Raw genomic sequence first — 17,434 nt, 5'->3', positions numbered from 1 at the left:
GCGCTGCGACACCAACGTCACGACGGCGCGACGAAGGTCGGCGCATTCGCTTTGTGCATTGCTTGTGTCGAATGGGCCGCCGTCATCCGTCTGTTAGAGAAATGCGACAAGACGACAGCCCCGATCGCGACGACGCGATGCCAGGCACAGACGGAGACGCGACCATGACGAACAATCCCTTGCAGCGGAAGATCCATGTCGGAGCGCGCCTCGGCGCTGTGGCGCTGGCCCTGCTTTTGCCGTCGATGGCCTTGGCGCAGGCGGCGCCTTCAGGTGCAAAACCCTTCCTGACCGTCGATGGCAAGGCACCGCTGATCCTCGGTCATCGTGGCGTGCCCGGCCTGGTGCCGGAAGAAACCGAGCCGTCGTATGACCTCGCAGCCGCGCTCGGGACCGACGCGCTCGAGGAGGATTTGCACCTCACCAAGGATTGCGTCCTGGTTGCGCGCCACAATCCATGGCTGAGCGATAACACCAACATTGCCGAAGTGGCGAAGACCAATCCGGCGGTCGCGGCGCGCAAGCGCACGGTCCCCGGTGTGCGTGTCAAGGCGCCTGCGGCTACAGGCACACCGGCCGACTACCTCGTCGATCTCACCGATCCCGCTGATCCCAAATCGGTGCTGAAGTCATTGATCGTCGATGGCGAAGATCACACCGACGACTGGTCGATCACCGACTTCACCATGGCCGAGCTGAAGCAATGGATCGGCGGTACCACTTATGATGCCGCCAACGAGCGGCCCAAGGTCTTCAACGGCAAATTCCCCGTGATCAGCTTCCAGGACATTCTGGACATCGCGAAGGCCAGGAGCAAGGAGACCGGGCGCTCCATCCTGGTCTATCCGGAAACCAAGAACCCGACCTGGAATAATGCCCAGGCCATCGCAAACGGCTGCGGCGCACCGGGCAGCCATCCGCTCGAGGATGCGCTGATCAAGATCATTGGGGATAACGGCCTCAACAGCAAGGATGCTCCGATCCTGGTCCAGAGCTTCGAGCCCGGCAGCCTGAAGTATATGCGCAGCCATGGTCTTCAGACCCGGCAGGTCCAGCTCATCGACGGTAACGGCATCGATTTCAAAACCGGCAAGGTGCTGCTCAACAACATCACCAATTCGCGTCCGTTCGACTGGACGGTTTCAGGCGACGCGCGCCTTTACGATGCGATGCTGACGCCCGAGGGGCTTGCCGAGATCAAGACCTATGCCGACGGCATCGGCCCGTGGAAGGCCTATATCGTTCCGCTCAAGGTCGCGCCGTGGAAGGATACCAATGCCGACGGCACGCCCTATAGGGGATCGACGCCGGACGCTTCGACGCAGGAGGCAACCAGCCTGATCGCCGACGCGCACAAGCTCGGCCTGTTCGTGCATGTCTTCACGTTCCGAAACGAGAAGAAATATCTGGCGGCCGATTATCACGCCGATCCGGCCCTGGAATATCTCAGATTCTTCCGTCTCGGTGTCGACGGCGTCTTCTCTGATTTCACGCCCACTGGCGTTGCCGCCCGCGCGGCGTATCAGCGCGAGTTGGGCTGGTAAATCCGGCAATACGAATCGGACATCGCGCGGGGCACGGCGCCCCGAGATATGCGTGTCCGATCTCGTTGCCTCATCTGCATGCAGAGCTTCCTTCGGCCCTGAGCAAATGTTGCCTGATCGGCACCAATTGTCTTGCAAAATTTCGGCCACATTGCAGTGCGGCATAATGAAAGTCGCGCCATGCCGCTGCGGTGCTTTCACACGCGATTGAGTTGGGTTAGAGAGGACCTAGATTTCTCTGACCCGGAATTCCCATGGCCGCACCCAAGAAAGCCGCCGCAAGCGCTGAGCACGACAAGACCAACGGCGGTTCGCCTCCGGAATTCACCAGGGAGCAGGAGTTGAAGGCGCTCCGCGACATGCTCCTCATCAGGCGCTTCGAGGAGAAGGCCGGCCAGCTTTACGGCATGGGTGCGATCGGCGGCTTCTGCCATCTCTATATTGGCCAGGAGGCCGTGGTAGTTGGTATGCAGATGGCCCTGAAAGAGGGCGATCAGGTCATCACCGGCTATCGCGATCACGGTCACATGCTCGCCACCGGCATGGAAGCCAATGGTGTGATGGCCGAGCTCACGGGACGGCGCGGCGGCTATTCCAGGGGCAAGGGCGGCTCCATGCACATGTTCAGCAAGGAGAAGCACTTCTACGGCGGCCATGGCATCGTCGGTGCGCAGGTCTCACTCGGCACCGGTCTCGCTTTCGCCAACAATTATCGCAGCAACGGCAATGTCAGCGTCACCTATTTCGGCGACGGCGCGGCAAACCAGGGCCAGGTCTATGAGAGCTTCAACATGGCGGAGCTCTGGAAGCTGCCGGTGATCTACGTCATCGAGAACAACCGCTACGCCATGGGCACCTCGGTGTCGCGCGCCTCGGCGCAGCAGGATTTCTCCAAGCGCGGTGTGTCCTTCAACATTCCGGGCAAGCAGGTGGACGGCATGGACGTCCGTGCGGTCAAGGCTGCGGGCGATGAGGCGGCGGCCTGGTGTCGCGCCGGCAAAGGCCCCTTCATCCTGGAGATGCAGACCTATCGCTACCGCGGCCACTCGATGTCCGACCCGGCCAAATACCGTACGCGCGAGGAGGTCGAGAAAGTCCGTCACGACCAGGATCCGATCGAGCAGGTGCGCAACCGCCTGCTCGCCGCCAAGGTCAGCGAGGCCGATCTCAAGGCGATCGACGCCGAGGTGCGTGACATCGTCAATGCCTCGGCTGACTTTGCCCAGCATGATCCCGAGCCGGATGCCGCCGAGCTCTGGACCGACGTTTACCGCTAAACGCGCGCAAGCTTTCCTTGGAGTCGATATGCCAATTCAAGTGCTGATGCCCGCGTTGTCGCCCACGATGGAAAAGGGCAACCTCGCCAAATGGCTTAAAAAAGAGGGTGAGACGATCAAATCCGGCGACGTCATCGCCGAGATCGAGACCGACAAGGCCACCATGGAGGTCGAGGCGACCGACGAGGGCACGCTCGGCAAGATCCTGATCCCCGAGGGCACCGCCGACGTTGCCGTGAACACGCCGATCGCGACGATCCTGGCCGACGGCGAAAGCGCGGCCGATCTTGCCAAGGCGCCCGCACCGGCTGCGAAGGCTGCCGAGTCGGCGCCGCCCGCCGCCGCCAAGGCTGAAGCGCCTGCGCCCAAGGCCGCACCCGCGCCGCAGGCCGTCGCCGAGCCCGATCCGGAAGTGCCCGCCGGCACCGAGATGATCACGCAGACCATCCGCGAAGCGCTCCGCGACGCCATGGCCGAAGAGATGCGCCGCGACCCTGATGTCTTCGTGATGGGCGAAGAGGTGGCCGAATATCAGGGCGCCTACAAGGTGACGCAAGGGCTGCTCCAGGAGTTCGGTGCGAGGCGCGTCATCGACACCCCGATCACCGAGCACGGCTTTGCCGGCGTCGGCGTCGGCGCGGCGATGACCGGCCTCAAGCCGGTGGTCGAGTTCATGACCTTCAACTTCGCCATGCAGGCGATCGACCAGATCATCAACTCCGCGGCCAAGACGCTCTACATGTCCGGCGGCCAGATGGGCTGCTCGATCGTGTTCCGCGGCCCCAACGGCGCGGCCGCGCGCGTCGCCGCCCAGCACAGCCAGGACTACTCGGCCTGGTATTCGAACGTCCCGGGGCTCAAGGTCATCGCGCCGTACTCGGCTGCCGACTACAAGGGCCTGCTCAAGGCCGCGATCCGCGATCCCAATCCGGTGATCTTCCTCGAGAACGAGATGCTCTACGGCCACACCGGCGAGGTCCCGAAGCTCGACGATTTCGTGATCCCGATCGGCAAGGCGCGCATCGTGCGCTCCGGCAGCCATGTCTCCATCATCTCGTGGTCGAACGGCATGAGCTACGCGCTGAAGGCTGCCGACGAACTCGCCAAGGATGGCATCGAGGCCGAGGTGATCGATCTGCGCACGCTGCGTCCGATGGACACGGAGACCATTGTCAACTCGGTCAAGAAAACGGGGCGTGCCGTCACGGTGGAAGAGGGCTGGGCCCAGAGCGGCGTCGGCGCCGAGATCGCCGCGCGCATCATGGAGAACGCTTTCGACTATCTGGATGCGCCGGTCGCGCGCGTCTCCGGCAAGGACGTGCCGATGCCTTATGCCGCGAACCTGGAGAAGCTCGCGCTGCCTTCGGCAGCGGAAGTGGTCGAGGCCGCCAAAGCCGTCTGCTACAGGTAGGCCATGGCGGGCCCGAAGGAGCAGCCATTGCCGCCCGACGTCATCGCCCGCGACGATGCGGTCGAGATCCTGCGCGTGTTCGTGCTGGACGGCGGGCTGTCGATGGCGTTTCAGCGCGCCTTCGAGGAGCCCGACATGTGGGGCCTCCTGCTCGTCGATCTCGCCCGCCACGCCGCACGCGCCTATGCGCGCGAGAGCGATTACACCGAACAGGATGCGCTCGGCCGAATCCTCGACATGTTCCAGGCGGAGATCGAGCGTCCCACTGACACCGGCACCACGACGCCGCGGGGCAAGGGACACTGACCGTGGCAGTCGCAGCCCACCATTACGATTTGATGCTGGAAGCGATCCGCGAAGCGGAGGCCTCGATCGCGCAGGGCGGCCTGCCGATCGGCGCCGTGTTGACGCGCGACAACAAGGTCATCGCGCGCGGTCACAACAATCGCGTGCAGGAAAACAATCCGATCCTTCATGGCGAGATGAGCTGCCTGCGCGAAGCCGGCGCGATCTCGTTCCATGACACCGTCATGTACACCACGCTGTCGCCATGCTCGATGTGTGCCGGCGCGCTCGCTTTGTTCAAGGTCAAGCTCGTGGTGATCGGGGAATCCGTCACCTTCGAGGGATCCAAGGACATCCTCGACAAGTTCGGGATTCCCTGGATCGATCTTGCCGACGATCGCTCCATCACCATGATGAAGAATTGGCGTTCCATCCCTGCCAATGAGCGCCTGTGGCAAGGCGACATCGGCAACTAAACCTGGTCTGTTCGTCCTCGCTTCCGGGGACGACGTTTTGAGAAGTTCTTCGTGAGGTCAGCATGCCTATCAACATCCTGATGCCCGCTCTTTCGCCGACGATGGAGAAGGGCAACCTCGCCAAGTGGCTGAAGAAGGAAGGCGACAAGGTCAAGTCAGGCGATGTCATCGCCGAGATCGAGACCGACAAGGCTACCATGGAGGTCGAGGCGATCGACGAAGGCACGCTTGCCAAGATTTTGGTGCCCGAAGGCACGCAGGACGTGCCGGTCAACGACATCATCGCGGTGCTCGCCGCCGAGGGTGAGGATGTCAAGGCCGCTGGCGCCGCCAAGCCCAGCGCTGCCGCCGCGGCTCCGAAGGCCGCTGAAGCTCCCGCAGCTGCGCCTGCGCCTGCCGCCGCGCCCAAAGCTGCACCGGCACCTGCTGCCCCTGCGCCGCAGGCTGCTGCACCTGCCGCACAGGGCAACGGTCACGCCGGCCGTGTGTTCTCATCGCCGCTGGCGCGCCGTCTCGCCAAGGAAGCCGGCATCGATGTCTCGATGGTCACAGGCACCGGCCCGCACGGCCGCGTCGTTGCGCGCGACGTCGAGCAGGCCAAGTCGGGCAAGGGGCTCAAGGCGCCCGCCGCGGCACCGTCCGCTGGCGCGCCCTCGATCGCGCCGACCATGTCGGACAAGCAGATCCTGTCGCTGTTCGAGCCCGGCTCTTACGACGTCGTCCCGCATGACGGCATGCGCCGCACGATTGCCCAACGTTTGACCGCGTCGATCCAGAATGTCCCGCACTTCTATCTCACCATCGACTGCGACATCGGCAAGCTGCTCGCCGCCCGCGAGGAGATCAATGCGGCTGCTCCCAAGGACAAGGAGAAGAAGCCGCTCTACAAGATCTCGGTCAACGACTTCGTCATCAAGGCGATGGCGGTGGCGCTGCAGAAGATCCCGAACTGCAACGTCAGCTGGACCGAGTCAGGCATGGTCAAGCACCATCACTCCGACGTCGGCGTTGCCGTGGCGATGCCGGGCGGCCTGATCACACCGATCATCCGCAAGGCCGAGACCAAGACGCTCTCGACCATCTCCAACGAGATGAAGGATTTTGCCGCACGCGCGCGCTCCCGCAAATTGAAGCCCGAGGAATACCAGGGCGGCACCACCGCGGTCTCCAATCTCGGCATGTTCGGCATCAAGGACTTCACGGCGGTGATCAACCCGCCGCATGCCACGATCCTTGCGGTCGGCACCAGCGAGGAGCGGCCGGTGGTGCGGAGCGGCAAGATCGAGATTGCAACAATGATGAGCGTGACGCTGTCCTGCGATCACCGCGCCATCGACGGTGCGCTCGGCGCCGAGCTGATCGGCGCCTTCAAGCAGTTGATCGAAAACCCCGTCATGATGATGGTGTGACGAGAAATTCGCGTCGTCATTGCGAGCGAAGCGAGGCAATCCAGGACGTGACCGGCAGGCTGGATTGCTTCGTCGCAAGAGCTCCTCGCCAAGAGCTGCTCATGATGACGGTCTCGAACGTTAAGGCCGGATGGAGCGAGAACGAGCGTACATGGCCGACACATCCTTCGACGTCATCATCATCGGTTCGGGCCCCGGCGGCTACGTCACCGCGATCCGCGCCGCGCAGCTCGGGTTCAAGGTCGCGATCGTCGAGAAATCCTATCTCGGCGGCATCTGCCTGAATTGGGGTTGCATCCCGACCAAGGCGCTGCTGCGCTCGGCCGAGATCTACCACTACATGCAGCACGCCAAAGATTATGGCCTCTCGGCCGAGAAGATTTCGTTCGACCCGAAGGCCGTGGTGCAGCGTTCGCGCGGCGTTTCCAAGCGGCTGAACGACGGCGTCGGATTCCTGATGAAGAAGAACAAGGTGAGCGTGATTTGGGGCGCCGCCTCGATCGACGCGCCCGGCAAGGTCACGGTGAAGAAGTCCGACGTCGAGGGGCCGAAGGGTTCGCTGGGCGAGGGGAGCTATCAGGCCAAGCACATCATCGTCGCCACCGGCGCGCGGCCGCGCGTGCTGCCGGGCCTCGAGCCCGACAAGAAGCTGATCTGGACCTATTTTGAAGCGATGGTGCCGGAACGGATGCCGAAATCGCTGCTGGTGGTCGGCTCCGGCGCGATCGGCATCGAGTTCGCCTCGTTCTTTCACACCATGGGATCCGACGTCACCGTGGTCGAGGTGCTGCCGCAGATCCTGCCCGTCGAGGATGCCGAGATCGCCGGTCTTGCGCGCAAGCGGCTCGAGAAGCAGGGCATCAAGATCATGTCCTCGACCAAGGTGACGAAGCTGGAGAAGAAGGCCGACAGCGTCGTCGCCACCATCGACGACGGCAAGGGCAAGCCTGTTACCTCGGAGTTCGAGCGGGTGATCTCGGCCGTCGGCGTCGTCGGCAACATCGAAAATCTCGGCCTGGAAAAGCTCGGCGTCAAAACCGACCGCGGCTGCATCGTGATCGACGGCTACGGCAAGACCAACGTTCCCGGCATCTACGCCATCGGTGACGTCGCCGGCCCCCCGATGCTCGCCCACAAGGCCGAGCATGAAGGCGTGATTTGCGTCGAGGCGATCAAGGGCCTGCATCCGCATCCCATGGACAAGAACCTGATCCCGGGCTGCACCTATTGCCAGCCGCAGGTCGCCTCGGTGGGCCTGACGGAAGCCAAGGCCAAGGAGAGTGGCCGCGAAATCCGCGTCGGCCGCTTCCCCTTCGTTGGCAACGGCAAGGCGATCGCGCTCGGCGAGGACCAGGGCCTGGTCAAGGTGATCTTCGACAAGAAGACCGGCCAGCTGCTCGGCGCCCACATGGTCGGCGCCGAAGTGACCGAGCTGATCCAGGGCTATGTCGTCGCGATGAATCTGGAGACGACGGAAGAAGAGCTGATGCATACGGTGTTCCCGCATCCGACGCTGTCGGAGATGATGAAGGAAGCCGTGCTGGATGCGTATGGACGCGTGTTGAATATCTGACAGCGCCAATGACGAGCGATGAAGCGTGTAGGATGGGTAGAGCGCAGCGAAACCCATCGCATACTTGCTCCGGAGCGAGCTTGACGGGTTTCGCTGCGCTCTACCCATCCCGAGCGCCCCGTTATCGCGGGACGGGAGCTTCTTGCAAAATAAGAAGGAAATCATCCCATGCACGACAATGACAACCTGACCATCGAGCGCCCGACCTTCGTCACGCATCTCGAATGCGCGATGGAAGGCGATCATTACGCGGCGGACCAGGTCCACAACCTCTCCAGGGCCGGCAAGCCGCTGCTCGTGCGCTATGACCTCCCGGGCGTGAAGAAGGCGCTGACCAAGGAGGCGTTGAAGGAACGTCCCGCCGACATGTGGCGCTATCGCGAGCTGCTGCCGGTGCGCAAATGCAAGGACATCGTCTCGCTGGGCGAAGTCACCACGCCCCTGATCCGGCTGCCCAAGCTCGGCAAGAAGCTCGGTGGTGGCGAGATCATCGTCAAGGACGAGGGGCGCCTGCCGACAGGCTCGTTCAAGGCGCGCGGCCTGGTGATGGCGGTGTCGATGGGCAAGGCGCTCGGTATCAAGCATATGGCGATGCCGACCAACGGCAATGCCGGCGCGGCGCTCGCGGCTTACGCGACGTCCTGCGGCATCAAGACCACGATCTTCTGTCCGGCCGATACGCCTGAAGTGAACGTCAGCGAGATCGAGCTCCAGGGTGCGACCGTCTACCGTGTCAACGGTTATATCGACGATTGCGGCAAGATCGTCGGCGAAGGCAAGGCGAAGGTCGGCTGGTTCGACACCTCGACGCTGAAAGAGCCGTACCGCATCGAAGGCAAGAAGACGATGGGCCTGGAGCTTGCCGAGCAGCTCGGCTGGGACGTGCCCGACGTGATCTTCTATCCGACCGGCGGCGGCACCGGCCTGATCGGCATGTGGAAGGCGTTCGATGAACTGGAGAAGATCGGCTTCATCGGATCAAAGCGCCCGCGCATGGTTGCGGTGCAGGCCTCGGGCTGTGCGCCGATGGTACGCGCCTATGACGCCGGCAGAGAGCATGCCGCGCGTTGGGAGGATGCCCACACCATCGCCTCTGGCATCCGCGTGCCGCAGGCGATCGGCGACTTCCTGATCCTGCGCGCCGTGCGTGAGAGCAAGGGATTTGCCATTGCCGTCGACGACGACAAGATCTCGTCGGCGCTGAACGAGGTCGCGCGCGAGGAGGGGCTCTTGCTGTGCCCCGAAGGTGCCGCGACCTACGCCGCCTACAAGGACAGCCTTGCCGATGGCCGCGTCTCGAAGGGTGACCGCGTGATGTTGTTCAATTGCGCCACCGGCCTGAAATACCCGCTGCCGCCGGTCACCCGCACGCTCGATCGCCACAAGCCGATCGACTACACGCAGTTCTGAGTTATCTCCCTCGTCCCGCTTGCGGTGATGGGCAAGGAAAACGAGAAAAGTCGACGGGAGAAGACAAATGAAGAAGGCCGTCCGGGCCGCGCTGATCGGGCTTCTCGCTCTGGCCGGCGTCGCGCGCGCCGACGATTATCCGTCTCGTCCCATCACCATCATCGTTCCCTTCGCGGCCGGCGGCCCGTCGGATGCGATGGCACGCGTGCTTGCCGAGCGGATGCGCCGCTCGCTCGGCCAGGCCCTGGTGATCGAGAACGTCACCGGTGCGGGCGGCTCGATCGGCGTCGGCCGCGCCGTGCATTCGCCGCCTGACGGCTACACCATCTCGTTCGGCCATCTCGGTACCCACGTCGCCAACGGCGCCGTCTACAAGCTCAATTACGACCTCGTCGCTGATCTCGAAGCTGTGGTGCTCCTGCCGAGCAATCCGATGATCGTGGTCAGCAAGAACGCGGTGCCCGCGACATCGCTCAAAGAGCTGCTGGCATGGCTGAAGTCGCGCCCGACGCCGCCAACGGCCGGCACGGCGGGCGCCGGCTCCGGCAGCCACATCGCCGGCGTCTATCTTGAAAGCGTCTCGGGCATCAAGCTGCAATACGTGCCCTATCGTGGCACCGCGCCAGCGCTGAACGACCTCATCGCGGGCCAGATCGACATCATCGTCGACCAGACCTCCAACTCCATCAACCAGGTCCGCGCCGGCACCATCCGCGCCTATGCCATCACCAACGACAAGCGTCTCGCCTCGGCGCCCGACATCCCGACCGCGGACGAGGCGGGTCTGAAGGGCTTCAACATGACGCTGTGGTCGGGCCTGTGGGTGCCGAAGGGCACGTCCAAGGAGATCGTCAGCAAGCTCAACGCGGCCGCCGTGGAGGCGCTGAACGATCCCGGCGTGAAGAAGCAGCTCGAAAGCCAGGGCCTGGAGATGACGCCGCAGGATCAGCTCACGCCGGAAGCGCTCGGTGTCCGGCAGAAGGCGGAGATCGCCAAATGGTGGCCGATGATCAAGGCGGCGAACATCAACGTTGAGTGAGCGGCCGAACGTCACTCCGTGCTATCCTCACCCGCCGCCAGCGCCTGCTCCAGGCATTGCATCAGATCCGCAGCGACGAACGGCTTACCGAGGAAACAGGTTGCCCCGGCTTTGAGCGCACGCATGCGAACCCCCTCATCGGGGAAAGCTGTGATCAAGATGAACGGCGTAGCCGAGCCCTGCGCGCGCATCTCCGTCAACAGTTCGATTCCAGTCTTGGACGGCATCTGCACGTCGGCGACGACGCAGGAAGTGCGGCTGGAATGGGCGGAGCTCAGAAATTCTTCGGCGGAGGCGAATGTGTGGACGACATAGCCGCGCGATTCCAGGAGATTATTGATCGCCGCCCGCACGTAGGGGTCGTCGTCTAGCACTGAAATGATCGAAGCCGCTGGCAAGACGTCCGCTCCTCGCCCGGGATTAGCTTGCCGTCCCTACGGCCGCGCCTCGCCGCGCAAGGTGGACCTGTCACTCATTCTTGCAAACTCATACTTAGGTTTGTACGTTCGACCCGCCGGGTCCGATCCCGAGCGCCTCGCTCATTCTCACGAGGTCGGCCAGGGACTTCGCTCCCATTTTGCGCATGATCTGGCCCCGATAGATCTTGACGGTGATCTCAGCCAATCCGAGCTGGGCGGCCACTTGCTTGTTCATCAGGCCTGAGGTCACCAGCGCCAATACGTCCCGCTCCCGCGAGCTGAGTGTCTCGAAACGCGATTTGACGTTCGAAACCGTCTTGTTGAGATCGCGGCGCTTGCGGTCTCGCTCGATCGCGGCCTGGACTGCGTCCAGGATGTCCTGGTCGCGGACCGGCTTGGTCAGGAAATCGATCGCGCCGCCTTTCATGGCCCGAACGGTCATGGGAATATCGGCATGACCGGTAATGAAGATAATGGGCGTGTGGATATTTGCCTTGGCAAGATCGGACTGCAGCTCAAGGCCGCTGGCCCCGGGCAGGCGAATGTCGAGCACCAGGCAACTGGGCACCTGTGGCGGCTTGGCCTGAAGGAGCTGCGGCGCCGAGCCGAATGCTTCGACCTTGAGGCCGACGGACTCGAACAGGTTGGTGAGCGCACGGCGCATCGACACGTCGTCGTCGACGATGAAGACGATTGGCTGATCGCCGTCCTGCGGCGGCGGCGAAGGCTCCGCGCGCTCGGTCACGATGTTTCCTCTCGATGACGGGGCAGGGTGATCCGAAAAGTCGCGCCGCGCTGCTCCTGGTTCGGCGCTGCGGAAAGACGTCCGCCATGAGCCTCGATGATGGAGCGGCAAATCGACAAGCCCATGCCCATGCCGGAGGACTTTGTCGTAAAGAAGGGCGTGAACAGGCGGTCCATCGTCTGTTCAGAAATGCCGGCGCCGCAGTCGGCGACGCTCAACAAGACCGCCTCGTCGTCAGCCGCCGAGCGGATGGCCAGTTCGCGCGGGCGATCATCGACGCCTTCCATGGCCTCGATGCCGTTCATGATGAGGTTGATCAGGACCTGCTGCAGTTGGATCCGATCGCCAAAGATCTTGGGCAGGACCGATGACAGCTCCATTCGCACCGACACGGCGTGGCTGGCCATCTCGCGCTGAACGAGCGCGACGGCCTCGCGCACCACCGTGTTGGCGTCGAGTGGAACCATCTCGATGTCGGTCCGTTTGGCGAGAGCCCGAACGTGACGGATCACGTCGCTGGCCCGCGTGCCGTCCTCGATGATCCATTCCACGGAGCGGCGGGCCGCTTTGAAATCGGGCGGACTCCGCTGCAGCCAAGTGAGGCAGGCATCGGCATTTGCGATCACCGCGGCGAGTGGCTGGTTGATTTCATGGGCGATCGAAGCGGTCAGCTCGCCCAGCGTCGTGACCCGCGTTACGTGGGCGAGCTCGGCTTGGGCCTTGCGTAAGGCTTCTTCGGCCTGATCGGCTCGGATCGCCGCGGTGATGTCGGTGCAGACGCCACGGTAGCCCAGAAAAGCTCCGTCGGCGTCGAAGAACGGCTTGCCGCTGGTCCGGACATAGATCGGCTGTCCGTTGCGGTCCCTGCTGCGATACACCAGGTCGCGGAACGGGAGGTGGGCGTCGAGCGCGGCCCGATGTTGCCGCCATTTTTCGGGTTCGAGATCCGCGTCCGGCGCGATGTCCCAACGCGTAAGCCCGATCAGGCCCGCGGGCATCGCGACGGAATCGGTGTGTTCCGATATCACGGTGACGCGGTGGTCCGGCCCCGTCTCCCAGAACCAGTCGGATGCGGTTTCGGCATAATCGCGAAAGCGCTGCTCGCTCTCGCGCAGCCTGCGCTCTGCCTCTTTGGTCGCCGTGATGTCGCTCACCGAGCCCACAAACTCCACGTGACCGGCGGAATCCCGCGTGGCGCGGGCCACCGCTCGGACGTACTTGATGGAACCATCCGGCATCAGGAGCCGGTATTCGTGGTCGTAGTCCGTTCCCTCGCGCGCCGCCCGGCCCGTGATCCGTTGCACGGCGAGCCGGTCCTCCGGATGGATCCGCTGGAGCATGACCGGGATCTTCGGCTTGGAGCTCTCATCGCATTGGAAGATGCGATACGTCTCCTTGGACCACGTGATCTCGCCGGTTGCTGCCCTCCAGCCGAAACTGCCGGTGTGACTCAATTCCTGCGCCTGGGCGAGATAGGCTTCGCTCTGTCGCAGAGCATTCTCCGCTTCCTTGCGCGCGGTGATGTTCTCGCAGGCGACCAGTACGATGGGTCCGCCGTCGGCCCGCAGCATGGTCTTGGCGTTCTCGCGCACCCAGAGCATCGAGCCGTCCTTGCGAACCTTCCGGATTTCCCAGGTGTGGGATTGATCGACGGTCTCAAGGCACAGTGCGACACGCGCGCGGACAAAGTCGCGATCTTCGGCGAAGAAGACATCCAGCACCGATCGGCCGATCAGCTCTGAGGCCGTATAGCCCAGTTGCGCCGCGCCGAGCGTGTTTACGTTGACGACAGTTCCCGCCGGATCGACCATGAAGTACATGACCGGATTGTGCTCGAAGACTTGCTGCCACTGCTTGACCGCCTCGAGCAAGCCGCGATCGGGTTCGGTGGGCGGCTTGACGGCGACGGTTTGCCGGACGCAGCCCGCAAGGAATTGCGCGGCTGACTTCCCGAACGTTGCTGCCCGCCCATATTTCATCGCAGACGGTCCCGGCGCTCTCTGCGTGCATACGAGTAGAGCACGTTGACGCGAGAGGGGCAATTCCGGCCGAAGCCGGATCGCAGTTGCGACGCTCGCCCCGAATTGCCCGATTGCCGCCTCGCCACCGCTGCACATCAGCTAAACCGCCTCAGCAGGAATTTCACGGTGACCGTGCAGCCCGAGCATCGTGCGCCGTCTCGTTGAACATGAACGAGCGCGGAAGCCCCGGGCGACTACGGACAAACCTACGTATAGCTCCTCCAACCCTAGTCATGCCGGTCATTTACCTCCGTACAATTGAGCGCTTCGTGGCCACCGGACTAACCTCACGACCAATCCGGGAATGTCGATCAGCCAGTCGCAAGCGAGCGCAATGGCAAGCAACGAAGGGAGACAACAATGTGTGATGCATCCGTACTTCCTGAGGTTGGCCAATCCGAGTCCAGAGCGTGCTCTTCAGCAAAAGGCTGTGCGGTGTGCGGCGGCAAATTTGGTTTGATCCGCTACTACTCGTGGCGCACCGCGCTCTGTTCCAGGAAGTGCGTCGACCGCTTCCGCACACGCCGGGAACGCGACCGCCGGTGGTTGTTTCGAGCTCAGTGCGCGTGAGACTGAACTAGAGAGCTGACATCGTTTCGCCAGGCCTGATCCGGGAGCCCATGTCTTGAACCGCTCATGCAAGCTCCTGTGCTCGATCTTTCTCTTCTGCTCCACCGCGACAATCCAGGCGCAGGAGACGGGAAACGGTGCCGTTCATCGCCAGCATCCACCCCAGGACCAGGCGCTGCACGAGAAATTCTATTCGACCTGGCGCATGCCTGACAACCCGAGCCTCAGTTGCTGCAACAGCGCTGACTGCTATCCGACCGACATCAAATACGTCGACGGCCAGATCTATGCGCGGCGCAGGGAGGACGGAAGATATATCCCGGTTCCGCCGCAAAAAGTCGAGCGCAACAGGGATAATCCGGACGGCCGAAACCATCTTTGCGCCCCACCGCCGGCACTGTCTCCGTTGGACAGCGTCTACTGCTTCGCCTTGGGAGGTGCGACATGAAATTCGCCTTCGTGCTGGTGAATGGCCGGACCCCGTCCCGGCAGACCTGGTGCATGCAGTGCTGCGAGGCGATCGGCGGCAGCTATCTCCGCGATATGGCGACCCGTCTGCCGTATTGCGATTATCAGTGCTACGCGTTGTTCTGCGAGACCTTCGCGGAAGATCGCGTGAGGGCGGCGTCATGAAATTCGTGCTGGTCAATCACGAGCCCCCGTCAAGCGCGGCGACGTGCAGCACATGCTCGCGGTTGATCCAGTCGGGCTACGTCCGTCACGCGCGGACGCAGCTGCGTTACTGTGACTATGATTGCTATCGGCGAGGCGAACTCGCGACGCTGTTGACGCCGTGGTGGATGCCTGGGCGCAAGGGACCGGCTGCCTGGAACATGTTCGAGATGTTGGCGGTCCTGAGTGCCGTCTCATGCTGGAGCTGCACGATGCTGGGCTGGACCTTCGCGAGAGCCTTGGCCGGCGCATATCTGGACGGTCGCGAGCTGATCACGACGGAGGGAGGTGACACCTAGCTGCGCGACCGCACTCGCGTGGAAGCCGCAGCAACGCAATCCCGCATGGCGCCGGCGTCCAGCCCCGGCGGCGCCGGCTAGGGAGCGGGTGCTGCGGCAGCCACGGGGGCTGTTGCGCTGATTTCGTGTGTCACCACGCGCTGGTCGCTCTTGCCGGCGACCATGCCGCTGCCCTCGAACCGCGCGCGGTAGACCAGCACGTTCTCCATCACGCGCTGGACGTAGTTGCGCGTCTCCGAAAGCGGGATGCGCTCGACCCAGTCGACCGGATCGACCCTGGGGTCGCGCGGGTCGCCGTGCGCCTGCACCCATTCGCGCACGCGGCCGCGGCCGGCATTGTAGCCGGCGAAGGTCATGATCTGGTTGCCGCGATATTCCGATAGAAGCGCGCTGAGCTCTGCTGCGCCCATCTGCGTGTTGTAGACGGGATCGGAAACCATCCTGTCCCAATCAAAGGTCACGCCGAAGCGCCTTGCGGTGTCGCGGCCGGCCTCCGGCGTAACCTGCATCAGGCCGACGGCATTGGCGGCGGATTTGTCGTGCTGGTCGAACGAGCTCTCGGTGCGCGCCACCGAATAGATCACGCTGGTCTCGATCGCGGGCGCGACCTGCTTGTGCTCGGGGATGCCGATGGTTGGGAAGGCGTAATGGTCGAGCGCGAGCCCATGTGCCAGCGCCGACTTGCCGACCTCCAGCATGACGCGCGCATCGTTATGTTGTCTGGCGAGTTCGCCGAGCGCTTCGAGCGCCGAGACGTCGGTGCTCTCCTTGGCGAAATCCTCGGCGTAGTAGACCACCACGTCGCGCTCGCCGATGCCGTACAGCATGTCGGCGGCGCGCACGCGCTCGTCCGCGTGAGGGGTGTCGGCAGCGGCCAGCACGGGTGAGGGCGCGCGCAGCTCGATTCCATCGAGGCCGAGCCTGGCGCGGGCGAGCTGGCCGTAATAGGCCGTCGAATAGCGCGCGGCGGCCTTGTAGCTCATGCGCGCATCGGCCGTGGCTCCCATGGCTTCGGCCGCACGGCCGCGCCAGTAATGGGCGCGCGACAACGCAATCGGATTGGCGGAGCCTTCGTCGATCGCCGCGAAATGCGCCATCGCGGTTTTGGGATCGTCGAGATAGCGCAGCGCAATCCAGCCGCACATGAAGTGATAGTCGACGCGATAGACCTCCATCTCCGGCACCGCGGCCGTTCGTACCACGTCGTAGGCGGTTCTGAATTTGCCCTGGTCGAGCAGCTTTCGCGCCAGCAGGCGCCTTTCGCGCCACCACGCGTTGGTGTCCTGGTCCGCCATCGTCTCAGGCGCGGCTGCAAGGATCACTTCGGCCGCATCGTCGATGTGGTCCTTCTGGAGATGCCATTGCGCCCGGCACAGGACATAGCCGAGGTCGCGGCGTGCGTCGGCGGGCACGTCCTCGAGATAATCCTTGGCCTTGTCGGCCTTGCCGTTGACGGCAGCGCAGGCCTTGACGATCGCGAGCGCGCCGTCGCCGAGACGTTTTGCGGCACGCCGTGCGCCGGCGTAATCCCTGGCCCCGAGGCGCATGTCCATGCGGGCGCGATGATCCTCAGGGGTCAGGAGATCGTGGAAGGCTTCGTAAGAATCTTCCTCGCTGCGTTCGGACAATTCCTCCGAGCGCCAGGTCTCGCGCACCAGACGCGCGGCCCTGCCGCTGTCGCCCTCAGTGATCAGCACGCGCGCGAGCGCGAAATTGCCCTTGGCGCTGATCGGCCGGTCCATCGTGAAGGCGTGCACGGTGGCGGCATCGCTCTTCTCCTGCCACAGCCGCGCCTCGGCGCGTTTGCGCAGCAGCGCAGCACTCGGCCAGTCCGGATTGGCGGCGAGGAAGGCGGCGTAACGCTTGAAAGGCGCAGTGCTCTCGGAATGGCGCAGCATGAACCAGTCGGCGAGCTTTTGTCCGGCGGGATCGGCGATGCGGTCGCGCGCCGCGCTTGCGTCATCGGTCTTGCCCTTGCGTGCGAGGTCGATGGCGTCTTTCAGCGCTGCGAGGTCGCCCGTCAGCGCCGGCGGCGCTGGCTTGTCGGCGGGCTCGACCTCCGGCTTCTTCGACTTGCGCTTGGCCTCGGCGTGTTTGCCGTGCCGGCTGCCGGCGGCATGGCGCGGCTTGCCGGCCTTCGCCTCATGCGTCTTCTTCGACGCGGATGATTTGTGGCCGCTCTTTGCCGCCAGCTCGGCGGGAAGGAGCGCCAAAGCGGCCACGGCAACGACACACGCGAGCGAGCGTAGGCACTGGTTCATTCGATGGTCCCCCTGCGAAACCA

The 17,434-nt window shown here is 63.8% G+C and carries 16 protein-coding genes; 12 read left to right on the top strand and 4 right to left on the bottom strand.

Annotated features, from left to right (window positions below):
* The first annotated feature begins 164 nt into the window (after positions 1-164).
* From ACVIIW_RS28295 to ACVIIW_RS28255, 9 genes are all read left to right on the top strand, one after another.
* The gene (locus tag ACVIIW_RS28295; RefSeq protein ID WP_456703733.1) at positions 165-1,544 is read left to right on the top strand and encodes a glycerophosphodiester phosphodiesterase family protein; all 1,380 of its coding nucleotides are present in this window, start codon (positions 165-167) and stop codon (positions 1,542-1,544) included.
* Between the two features lie 254 nt (positions 1,545-1,798).
* Positions 1,799-2,821, top strand: a complete 1,023-nt coding sequence (pdhA, locus tag ACVIIW_RS28290) for a pyruvate dehydrogenase (acetyl-transferring) E1 component subunit alpha (RefSeq protein ID WP_456703732.1) — start codon at positions 1,799-1,801, stop codon at positions 2,819-2,821.
* A gap of 28 nt (positions 2,822-2,849) precedes the next feature.
* Entirely contained in the window at positions 2,850-4,232 is a 1,383-nt protein-coding gene (locus tag ACVIIW_RS28285) for a pyruvate dehydrogenase complex E1 component subunit beta (RefSeq protein WP_456703731.1), read from the top strand.
* Between the two features lie 3 nt (positions 4,233-4,235).
* Positions 4,236-4,538: a DUF5076 domain-containing protein gene (locus tag ACVIIW_RS28280; protein ID WP_456703730.1), complete on the top strand. Its 303-nt coding sequence runs from the start codon at positions 4,236-4,238 to the stop codon at positions 4,536-4,538.
* A 32-nt stretch (positions 4,539-4,570) separates the two neighbouring features.
* Complete coding sequence (locus tag ACVIIW_RS28275; protein ID WP_456705294.1) at positions 4,571-4,993, top strand: nucleoside deaminase; 423 nt, start codon at positions 4,571-4,573, stop codon at positions 4,991-4,993.
* Between the two features lie 62 nt (positions 4,994-5,055).
* Positions 5,056-6,402: a pyruvate dehydrogenase complex dihydrolipoamide acetyltransferase gene (locus ACVIIW_RS28270; RefSeq protein ID WP_456703729.1), complete on the top strand. Its 1,347-nt coding sequence runs from the start codon at positions 5,056-5,058 to the stop codon at positions 6,400-6,402.
* A 151-nt stretch (positions 6,403-6,553) separates the two neighbouring features.
* Positions 6,554-7,975: a dihydrolipoyl dehydrogenase gene (gene lpdA, locus ACVIIW_RS28265; RefSeq protein WP_456703728.1), complete on the top strand. Its 1,422-nt coding sequence runs from the start codon at positions 6,554-6,556 to the stop codon at positions 7,973-7,975.
* 168 nt (positions 7,976-8,143) lie between these two features.
* Positions 8,144-9,385, top strand: a complete 1,242-nt coding sequence (locus ACVIIW_RS28260) for a threonine synthase (RefSeq protein ID WP_456703727.1) — start codon at positions 8,144-8,146, stop codon at positions 9,383-9,385.
* A gap of 67 nt (positions 9,386-9,452) precedes the next feature.
* Positions 9,453-10,424 carry a tripartite tricarboxylate transporter substrate binding protein BugD gene (locus ACVIIW_RS28255; protein ID WP_456703726.1) on the top strand — a complete coding sequence of 324 codons (972 nt, stop codon included), beginning with the start codon at positions 9,453-9,455 and terminating at the stop codon, positions 10,422-10,424.
* Between the two features lie 11 nt (positions 10,425-10,435).
* Here the strand turns inward: ACVIIW_RS28255 and ACVIIW_RS28250 are convergent, their stop codons facing one another.
* The 3 genes from ACVIIW_RS28250 to ACVIIW_RS28240 all read right to left on the bottom strand — a co-directional run bounded on the left by ACVIIW_RS28250 (position 10,436) and on the right by ACVIIW_RS28240 (position 13,567).
* Entirely contained in the window at positions 10,436-10,822 is a 387-nt protein-coding gene (locus ACVIIW_RS28250) for a response regulator transcription factor (RefSeq protein WP_456703725.1), read from the bottom strand.
* A 94-nt stretch (positions 10,823-10,916) separates the two neighbouring features.
* Complete coding sequence (locus ACVIIW_RS28245; protein ID WP_456703724.1) at positions 10,917-11,588, bottom strand: response regulator transcription factor; 672 nt, start codon at positions 11,586-11,588, stop codon at positions 10,917-10,919.
* Positions 11,585-13,567 (bottom strand): PAS domain-containing sensor histidine kinase, encoded by a 1,983-nt coding sequence (locus ACVIIW_RS28240; RefSeq protein WP_456703723.1) that lies wholly within the window; start codon positions 13,565-13,567, stop codon positions 11,585-11,587. Before ACVIIW_RS28240 ends, ACVIIW_RS28245 begins: the two co-directional genes overlap by 4 nt.
* A 667-nt stretch (positions 13,568-14,234) precedes the next feature.
* Between ACVIIW_RS28240 and ACVIIW_RS28235 the strand changes: the two genes are divergently transcribed.
* Genes ACVIIW_RS28235 through ACVIIW_RS28225 form a run of 3 tightly spaced genes read left to right on the top strand, consistent with a single transcriptional unit; the run spans position 14,235 to position 15,150 of the window.
* Positions 14,235-14,627 (top strand): hypothetical protein, encoded by a 393-nt coding sequence (locus ACVIIW_RS28235; protein WP_456703722.1) that lies wholly within the window; start codon positions 14,235-14,237, stop codon positions 14,625-14,627.
* A complete protein-coding gene (locus ACVIIW_RS28230; protein ID WP_456703721.1) occupies positions 14,624-14,812 on the top strand; it encodes a hypothetical protein in 189 nt (62 codons plus the stop codon). Before ACVIIW_RS28235 ends, ACVIIW_RS28230 begins: the two co-directional genes overlap by 4 nt.
* Positions 14,809-15,150 carry a hypothetical protein gene (locus tag ACVIIW_RS28225; RefSeq protein WP_456703720.1) on the top strand — a complete coding sequence of 114 codons (342 nt, stop codon included), beginning with the start codon at positions 14,809-14,811 and terminating at the stop codon, positions 15,148-15,150. The genes ACVIIW_RS28230 and ACVIIW_RS28225 overlap by 4 nt, the downstream gene beginning before the upstream one ends.
* 77 nt (positions 15,151-15,227) lie before the next feature.
* Here the strand turns inward: ACVIIW_RS28225 and ACVIIW_RS28220 are convergent, their stop codons facing one another.
* The gene (locus tag ACVIIW_RS28220; RefSeq protein ID WP_456703719.1) at positions 15,228-17,411 is read right to left on the bottom strand and encodes a lytic transglycosylase domain-containing protein; all 2,184 of its coding nucleotides are present in this window, start codon (positions 17,409-17,411) and stop codon (positions 15,228-15,230) included.
* Between the last annotated feature and the right edge of the window lie 23 nt (positions 17,412-17,434).

It is taken from the genome of Bradyrhizobium sp. USDA 4449 (assembly GCF_054056275.1).
Note: the sequence above shows the minus strand (reverse complement) of the source record. Positions and strands in the feature narration are given on the sequence as shown.

Coding starts and splice junctions, on each gene's coding strand:
- ACVIIW_RS28270 (WP_456703729.1), top strand. CDS start 5,056: ATGCCTATCAACATCCTGATGCCCGCTCTTTCGCCGACGATGGAGAAG.
- ACVIIW_RS28275 (WP_456705294.1), top strand. CDS start 4,571: ATGCTGGAAGCGATCCGCGAAGCGGAGGCCTCGATCGCGCAGGGCGGC.
- ACVIIW_RS28220 (WP_456703719.1), bottom strand. CDS start 17,411: ATGAACCAGTGCCTACGCTCGCTCGCGTGTGTCGTTGCCGTGGCCGCT.
- ACVIIW_RS28280 (WP_456703730.1), top strand. CDS start 4,236: ATGGCGGGCCCGAAGGAGCAGCCATTGCCGCCCGACGTCATCGCCCGC.
- ACVIIW_RS28260 (WP_456703727.1), top strand. CDS start 8,144: ATGCACGACAATGACAACCTGACCATCGAGCGCCCGACCTTCGTCACG.
- lpdA (WP_456703728.1), top strand. CDS start 6,554: ATGGCCGACACATCCTTCGACGTCATCATCATCGGTTCGGGCCCCGGC.
- ACVIIW_RS28255 (WP_456703726.1), top strand. CDS start 9,453: ATGAAGAAGGCCGTCCGGGCCGCGCTGATCGGGCTTCTCGCTCTGGCC.
- ACVIIW_RS28230 (WP_456703721.1), top strand. CDS start 14,624: ATGAAATTCGCCTTCGTGCTGGTGAATGGCCGGACCCCGTCCCGGCAG.
- pdhA (WP_456703732.1), top strand. CDS start 1,799: ATGGCCGCACCCAAGAAAGCCGCCGCAAGCGCTGAGCACGACAAGACC.
- ACVIIW_RS28295 (WP_456703733.1), top strand. CDS start 165: ATGACGAACAATCCCTTGCAGCGGAAGATCCATGTCGGAGCGCGCCTC.
- ACVIIW_RS28285 (WP_456703731.1), top strand. CDS start 2,850: ATGCCAATTCAAGTGCTGATGCCCGCGTTGTCGCCCACGATGGAAAAG.
- ACVIIW_RS28225 (WP_456703720.1), top strand. CDS start 14,809: ATGAAATTCGTGCTGGTCAATCACGAGCCCCCGTCAAGCGCGGCGACG.
- ACVIIW_RS28240 (WP_456703723.1), bottom strand. CDS start 13,567: ATGAAATATGGGCGGGCAGCAACGTTCGGGAAGTCAGCCGCGCAATTC.